The organism is Ruegeria sp. AB6 (assembly GCF_056542685.1).
Window position 1 is genome coordinate 144,940 of the sequence record NZ_JBQGAD010000010.1, and the last position, 7,530, is coordinate 152,469.

8 protein-coding genes are annotated in these 7,530 nt (G+C 59.3%); 7 read left to right on the top strand and 1 reads right to left on the bottom strand.

What is annotated here, in order from left to right:
* Positions 1 to 70: 70 nt before the first annotated feature.
* From ACR0DB_RS18330 to ACR0DB_RS18355, 6 genes are read left to right on the top strand one after another with little or no spacing between them, the layout of a single operon-like run.
* On the top strand, positions 71 to 1,225 hold the full coding sequence (locus ACR0DB_RS18330) for an LLM class flavin-dependent oxidoreductase (protein ID WP_480552426.1): 1,155 nt from the start codon (positions 71 to 73) through the stop codon (positions 1,223 to 1,225).
* Positions 1,225 to 2,115, top strand: coding sequence for an aldo/keto reductase (locus ACR0DB_RS18335; protein ID WP_480552427.1), 891 nt, complete (start codon positions 1,225 to 1,227; stop codon positions 2,113 to 2,115). Before ACR0DB_RS18330 ends, ACR0DB_RS18335 begins: the two co-directional genes overlap by 1 nt.
* Positions 2,115 to 2,630 (top strand): flavin reductase family protein, encoded by a 516-nt coding sequence (locus ACR0DB_RS18340; RefSeq protein ID WP_170783144.1) that lies wholly within the window; start codon positions 2,115 to 2,117, stop codon positions 2,628 to 2,630. Before ACR0DB_RS18335 ends, ACR0DB_RS18340 begins: the two co-directional genes overlap by 1 nt.
* Positions 2,631 to 2,683: 53 nt before the next feature.
* Positions 2,684 to 3,271 (top strand): TRAP transporter small permease, encoded by a 588-nt coding sequence (locus tag ACR0DB_RS18345; protein ID WP_170774995.1) that lies wholly within the window; start codon positions 2,684 to 2,686, stop codon positions 3,269 to 3,271.
* Positions 3,272 to 4,561, top strand: a complete 1,290-nt coding sequence (locus tag ACR0DB_RS18350; RefSeq protein ID WP_170783146.1) for a TRAP transporter large permease — start codon at positions 3,272 to 3,274, stop codon at positions 4,559 to 4,561.
* A gap of 25 nt (positions 4,562 to 4,586) precedes the next feature.
* Positions 4,587 to 5,648: a TRAP transporter substrate-binding protein gene (locus ACR0DB_RS18355; RefSeq protein ID WP_480552428.1), complete on the top strand. Its 1,062-nt coding sequence runs from the start codon at positions 4,587 to 4,589 to the stop codon at positions 5,646 to 5,648.
* Positions 5,649 to 5,678: 30 nt separating this feature from the next.
* On the opposite strand, the gene ACR0DB_RS18360 is transcribed toward ACR0DB_RS18355, so the two are convergent.
* The gene (locus ACR0DB_RS18360; RefSeq protein ID WP_170783147.1) at positions 5,679 to 6,149 is read right to left on the bottom strand and encodes a tetratricopeptide repeat protein; all 471 of its coding nucleotides are present in this window, start codon (positions 6,147 to 6,149) and stop codon (positions 5,679 to 5,681) included.
* Between the two features lie 84 nt (positions 6,150 to 6,233).
* On the opposite strand from ACR0DB_RS18360, the gene ACR0DB_RS18365 reads away from it, so the two are divergent.
* Entirely contained in the window at positions 6,234 to 7,433 is a 1,200-nt protein-coding gene (locus ACR0DB_RS18365; RefSeq protein WP_480552429.1) for a cytochrome-c peroxidase, read from the top strand.
* Positions 7,434 to 7,530 lie beyond the last annotated feature (97 nt).

Genomic DNA, 7,530 nt, shown 5'->3' on the forward strand with positions numbered 1-7,530 from the left:
CACTATTGATCTACATCAAAGTGATTGCTACGCAAGAGGAAAGTCAAAAGATGCACGGAGAACGAATCAAATGACCATCGTCCCCATCACATCCCCCGATCTGGATGCGGCCGAGGTTTCGTGGTTCGCCGCGTTGTGCTCAGACGATTATCAGTTTCTGGGTGTCCCGGATGGTGACCTCCGGTCGAGTTGGGAGCATTGTTCCGGCATCGTCCGCGAGGCCGAGGCGCAAGGGTTCCGAAACATCCTGTGCCCGTCTTCTTATCAGGTCGGTCAGGATACGCTGAGTTTCGTGGCAGGCTGCGCGCCGATCACGGACCGGATAAACCTGCTGGCTGCTGTGCGTTGTGGCGAGATGCAGCCGATCATGCTGGCCCGCACCATTGCGACGCTGGATCACATGCTGCAAGGGCGGCTGACGGTGAATATCATCTCGTCCGATTTCCCCGGCGAAAAGGCCGACAGCGCGTTCCGCTATCAGCGGTCCCGCGAGGTGGTCGAGATCCTCAAGCAAGCCTGGACACAGGATGAGATCAACCATGCGGGTGAGGTCTATAACTTCTCGGGCCTGACCACCGATCCGGCCAAGCCTTATCAGACCGGCGGTCCACTACTGTATTTTGGAGGCTATTCTCCGTCCGCTTTGGACCTTTGTGGCGAGCATTGCGACGTCTACCTGATGTGGCCCGAAACCAAGGATCAACTGGCCGAGCGGATGAAGGCCGTTCACGCCGTGGCTGAAAACTACAACCGCACGTTGGACTACGGCCTGCGCGTTCACATGATCGTCCGCGATACCGAGGCTGAAGCGCAGGAATATGCGGACTACATCGTTTCGAAGCTGGATGACGAATATGGCCGTGCGATCCGGGAACGGGCGCTGGATTCGACCTCTCTGGGCGTGGCGCATCAGGCCAAGAACCGCGATCTGGCGGATGAGTATGGCTATGTAGAACCGGGCCTGTGGACAGGTGTTGGCCGCGCGCGCTCAGGCTGTGGGGCAGCTTTGGTCGGATCGACCGATCAGGTGATGTCCAAGATCGAAGAATATCAAAAGATGGGTATCCGCGCTTTCATCTTCTCAGGCTATCCGCACATGGATGAGGCCAAGCATTTCGGGGCCCGCGTCCTGCCTAATCTGAAAACCTGCTCGCTGCCCGAAAAATACGGGCGCGTGCCTGCAAAAACCCCGGCCACCCCGCTGGGCACCGGAGTTCGCCGCTGATGCACCGTGTGAAACTATCCAACACGCTGGAACTGAGCCGCATCGTTTATGGCATGTGGCGTATCGGGGATGACGATGACACCTCGGCCGCGCATGTCGAGGCCAAGATACAGGCTTGTCTGGATCAGGGGATCACCAGTTTCGATCAGGCGGATATCTACGGCGACTACACGGCCGAAGGCATTCTGGGTGCCGCCCTGCGCGCCAATCCGACCCTGCGGTCAAAGATGGAGATCGTCACCAAATGCGATATCGTCGCGCCCTGCGGACGGTATTCGGACGCGAAGGTCAAGTACTACGACACCTCGCGCGCGCATATTCTGAAATCTGTCGATACTTCTCTGACCGAGATGGCCATCGACCACATCGACCTGCTGCTGATTCACCGTCCTGATCCGTTCATGGACCACGTTGAGACCGGCGCCGCGCTGGATGAGGCGGTCGCCAGCGGCAAGGTGCGCGCTGTCGGCGTGTCGAATTTCCGCCCGTGGGACTGGAGCCTGCTGCAATCGGCCATGAACACGCGTCTGGTCACGAACCAGATCGAGCTGTCTCTGGGCCGGATCGACCCATTCAGCAATGGCGATCTGGCTTTTCATCAACAGCATAACCAACGCGTAATGGCGTGGTCGCCTTTGGGGGGCGGGTTGCTGATGGCTGGAAACCCTCCGGTCGGTGTCGTGGCCGATGAGATTGCCGCTGAATTCGGCGTAGATCGCGCGGCGGTGGCTGTTGCCTTTTTGTTGGCGCATCCGGCAGGAATCCTTCCGGTAATGGGCACGAACAATCTGGGCCGGATCAAAACCCTTTCGGACGCTTTAAAAGTCAATCTGGATCGCGAAAGCTGGTTCCGCCTGTATGAGGCGGCGCTGGGGCATGAGGTACCATGATGAACGCAATCTCAAAGGATATGAGCCACACTTTCATCCCACACAAGGACGACACCCGCACCCTGCGGGACGCTTTCGGCAAGTTTGCAACCGGCGTCACCATTGTCACCTGTGACAGCGACGATGGTCCGGTCTGCATCACCGCCAACAGCTTTTCATCGCTGTCGCTGGACCCCCCGCTGGTGATGTGGGCCGGAGACCGAAATTCGCGCCGGTTCCCCTATTTCCACAAGGCGCGCCATTTCAGCGTGCACGTGCTATCGTCGGAGCAGGCCGATCTGTGTTTTGGCTGCTCTAAAGACGCGTTCGCCCTGCGGGATATCGACCACGACCGCTGCGGGAACGGAACACCTCTGCTGCCGGATTGTCTGGCGCGGTTTGAGTGTGAACAGCACGCCTATCACGATGCAGGTGATCATGTGATCGTGGTGGGCAAAGTCCTAAAAGTCAGCATGGCGGACGGAGACGCGCTGACATTCTACGCCGGGAAACTCGGCCAATTTGCGCAGCACTAAGCGCGATTTGACGACCGCGGGACAAACCTGCGGCTGAACAAGGGAGGATCCGCATGGGCGGACTGGCAACGGCGCTTGCGCCGATTGCATTCGTGAACGAAACCGTGCTGCGTTTGGGCCGCGCGGTTGGTGTCGTTGCGATTGCATTGATGGTGATCGCAATCCTGATTCAGGTGTTCTTCCGATACGTTTTAGGCAACGCCCTGCCCTGGCCGGACGAAGCCGCGCGCTTCTGCATGTTGTGGATGACCGGGCTGATGGCCCCTACCGCGTTTCGGCGCGGCGGGTTTGTCGCCATTGATATGCTGCCCATGATGCTGCCGCGCGTTATTGGCCAGCTTCTGATGCTGTTTCTACTCTTCGTCTCGCTGGTGGTGTTGGCCGTCGCAGTGAATATCGGCTGGTCCGAGGTTACGGGCTTTGGCGGGCGCTTCGCCACGGCGGCGCTATATGTTCCGACCTCGCTGGGCTTTGACGAGTGGTACCGCGTCCCGCGCAGCTGGATGATGGCATCGTTGCTGGTGGGGGTATTCCTGCTGCTGGTCGTCAATATCGAGCTTATCCTGCGGTCGATCGTCAAGATGATGGGCGGCGGAGACCTGCTACCCGAAATCGCAGATGCACCGGTGGGGGCTGAATAGATGCTGATCTGGTTCCTGCCCACCTTCTTGATTTTCCTGATGATCGGCCTGCCGGTCTTTTTCGCACTTCTGGCCGCGCCCGGCATTTTGCTTTGGCTGAACGGCCAAACCAACGACATCACGCTGCTGTACCGGAACGTCTATAACGGTATGGACAGCTTCCCGTTGATGGCGATCCCCTTCTTCATGCTGGCCGGAGAGTTGATGAACCGTGGTGGCATCACCATTCGTCTGGTCGAGTTCTCTCAGGCCCTGATGGGGCACCTGCGCGGCGGTCTGGCCCATGTGAATGTCCTGAGTTCGATCCTGTTTGCCGGCCTGTCGGGCTCGGCGGTCGCCGATACTTCGGCACTGGGCTCGATGCTGATCCCGGCGATGGAGAAACAGGGCTATACCCGCCGCTTCGCCGCTGCGATCACAGCGGCCAGTTCGGTGATCGGGCCAATCATTCCGCCCTCGGGCATCATGATCATCTATGCCTATGTGATGGGTGAAAGCGTGGCCGCCCTGTTTTTGGCAGGCATTGTTCCAGGCGTGATGGTTGGCGTCGGCCTGATGCTGATGATCAAAGTCATGGCCGACAAATACGACTTCCCCGTCGCCAGCCGCAAATACACATGGTCCGAGCGTCGTCAGGCAAGCCTCAAAGCGTTCTTCCCGCTGCTGACCCCCGTCATCATTCTGGGGGGCATCCTCGGCGGCATCTTCACCCCGACCGAGGCTGCTGCGGTCGCTGTAGGCTATGCATTCATCATCGGCTTCTTCGTCCTGCGCACGCTGACCCTGAAAGAAGTGCCCGAGATCCTCAGCAATGCGGGTCTGACCTCCGCGGTGGTTTTGCTGCTGGTGGGCGCTGCGATGGCATTCAAGACCGTGGTCAGCCTTAGCCACGCGCCTGAACAACTGGCGGCACTGATCCTTGGCCTGTCGGAAAATCCGCTGATCCTGCTGTTCCTGATCAACCTGCTGCTGTTCGTCGTCGGCATGTTTCTGGATGCAGGCCCCGCGATCATCATCCTTGGCCCCATCCTTGCGCCCATTTTCACAAGCCTCGGCGTAGACCCGATCCATTTTGCTATTATCATGAGTGTCAACCTGACCGTCGGCCTGGCCACTCCGCCCATGGGGTTGGTCCTGTTCGTGGCCGCCGCTGTATCGCGCGAAAAGGTCGAAACCATTGCCAAGGCGATCCTGCCGTTTCTGGCTGTCGAAATCATAGTGATCTTCCTGATCACCTATGTCCCCGCACTATCCATGACGATCCCGAGGATAACGGGATTTGCAAACTGAACTGAGTATCACAGGGAGGAAACGAATGCTCAGAGACTTCATCAAAACCGCTGCGGTGGCCACCTCGCTGGTGGCGGCATCCGCACTAGCTGCAACGGCTGCTGATTACACCCTGCGCGCCACAGCGAACTCAAACGAAAACGACGAAGACTATGATGGTCTGATCGTCTTCAAGAACTATGTTGAGGCTGCCTCGAACGGCGCCATCGAGGTGGAACTGTTCATCGGGACGCAGCTGTGCTCGAACGGGGCCGAGTGCCTGCAAGGCGTGGCTGACGGCACGATCGACATCTACATCTCTACCTCGGGCGGCGCGTCGGGCATCTTCCCCTACGTGCAGGTCCTCGATCTGCCCTACCTGATGGCCGATGACCGCGTGGCCGAGCATGTTCTGTCTGGGGATTTCACCCGCAAGGTCCGCGACATGGCGCTCGAGGATTCTGGTGGCGCGATCCGTCTGATGACCATCGGAAACACCGGCGGCTGGCGCAACTTCGCCAACACCCAGCGTCGCATCGCCGAACCTGCCGATATGGAAGGTCTGAAAATCCGCACCGTGGTCGCAGACCTGCCTCAAGAGCTAGTCAAGGCACTTGGTGCATCGCCTACCCCGATCCCGTGGCCTGAGCTGTTCACCAGCTTCCAGACCGGCGTTGTTGAAGGGTCCAAGAACGGCATCACCGACATCATGGGCATGAAATTCCCGGATGCGGGCCTGCAATACGTCACGCTGGACGGCCACGCCTATATGGGTGCGCTGTGGTGGATGAATAACGCCAAGTTCCAGGAGATGCCCGAGGATCTGCGCCGCGTGGTGGTCGACGGGTTCTATGCTCTGCAGCAGGCCACCTTTGCCTCGCCCAAGCGCAAGTCGATCCAGGCCTATGAAGATTTCGTCGCCGGTGGCGGGGATCTCTATGTGCCGACACCCGACCAGAAAGCTGCGTTCAAAGAGGCCGCAACGCCGGTTTATGACTGGTTCCAGTCCAACGTGGCCCGTGGGGATGAGGTGTTCAACGCCCTGACCGAAGCGGTTGCTGCAGCAGAGGCTGACATCAACGCCTCTCGCGATGCGGATCTGAACTAAGCGAAAGGGGCCGGGCGCTTCGTCCGGCCCTTACCGAAACGGGTACATCCACCCTTTGTAGTCGTTGACCAGAACATGCGCTCTTTCAATCTGCTCCGGCGACATTTTCTTGACCACTTCCTCAAGGCTGATCGCCGCATCGGGATCACCGCCAATCGCGCTGAGCGTGTACCACATATACGCCCGCACCAGATCGGGCGCGGGCATGCCCAGACCCAGCTCATAATACCAACCGACGCCCGATTGCGCCCCCGGATGTCCCTTCATCGAAGCACGCAGATACCAATCAAACGCCCGCTCGTAATCCTGCTCGACCCCCAGCCCAAGGCCGTACATGACGCCGATCAGTTCCTCGGCCTCGGCATTGCCGGACCGCGCGGCTGGCATCAGTTCCTCACGCGCGGCCTCGAACTCCCCGGCCTCCATCATGTCACGCGCCTGTTCCAGTTCGGCCAGCGCCGGGGTGGCAAGAAAGCAAAGGGCAAATACAAGCTGGCGCATTGGGTTTTCTTCCTTTTCGTCGGGGCGGCTGCGGCTCAGGATTTGCCGCGCCCACTGACCGATGATGACTTTATCCTCTTTGATATGGAACAGGCTGCCATCGGTCATCAACTGTTTTACGACCCGATCCTGTCGGGCAATCAGAACATATCCTGCGCCCACTGCCATCACCCCGATTTCGGCACGTCGGACGGGTTGTCTTTGGGGATCGGTGAAGGCGGACAGGGTCTGGGACCGGACCGCATGCCCGGCGTGGGCGCAGAAAAGATCCGCAAGCGCATCCCGCGCAATTCTCCGGGGCTGTGGAACCTTGGCGCGAAAGAGATTCACACCGTATTCCACGATGGCCGCCTGAGTATCTCGGATGTCTACGGCAACGGATTCAATTCTCCGGCCCAGGAATGGTTGCCTGAGGGGCTGAACTCGCTGCTCGCCGCACAGGCGCTGTTCCCGCTGACCTCGCAATTCGAAATGGCCGGCAATGTCGGCGAAAATCAGGTGACCGGAGCGGTTGCCGACAGGATTGATCTGGGCTGGCCGATCCTTGCCAAGCGCGTGCGCACCGATCCGCGCTATGGCCCGGCCATAGTTGCCGCTTTTGATGAGGTCAACACGACCGAGGACATCACAATCACCCAGATCGCCAACGCCTTGGCCGCGTTCATGGCGGTTGAATGGCGCAGCACCGACAGCGCGTTCGACCAATACCTCGCGGGGGACTCCTCAGCCCTAACTGCAGAGCAGAAAGACGGGATGGGCTTGTTCTACGGTAAGGCGCAGTGTTCGACCTGTCATTCAGGGCCACTAATGTCAGATCAGGAATTTCACGCCTTGGCCCTGCCCCCTTTTGGGCCGGGCCGCACGCGGCAATGGGACCCCTATGTGCGTGACGTTGGCCGCATGGGGGAAAGCGACCGCTTGGAAGATGCTTACCGCTTTCGCACTCCGATGTTGCGAAACGTCGCTCTGACGGCGCCCTATGGGCATAATGGAGCATTTCCGGACCTAGAAAGCATGATACGCCACCACCTGAATCCAGAACGCAGCCTGTCACAATGGACCCGTGATATGGCTAACCTGCCGAACGTTCCTTGGTTGCACAAAGCCGATTTCGTCGTCTGGGACGACCGGATGGAAATGGCGCGTGTGCGCGGCAAGATGGACATCACGCCATTGGAATTGTCCGAAGCTGACATCGCAAGTCTCGTGGCATTCCTCAACGCACTGACGGGATCCGGCGTGGACTCTCCACCATTCGGGGTACCGAAAGGCTTCGTTCCCTAAGAAAAACCCCCGCCAAGGCGGGGGTTTTCTGTTTATTCCGCCGCTTCCGCGTACGCGTCCATTGGAGGGCATGTGCAGACGAGGTTGCGGTCGCCAT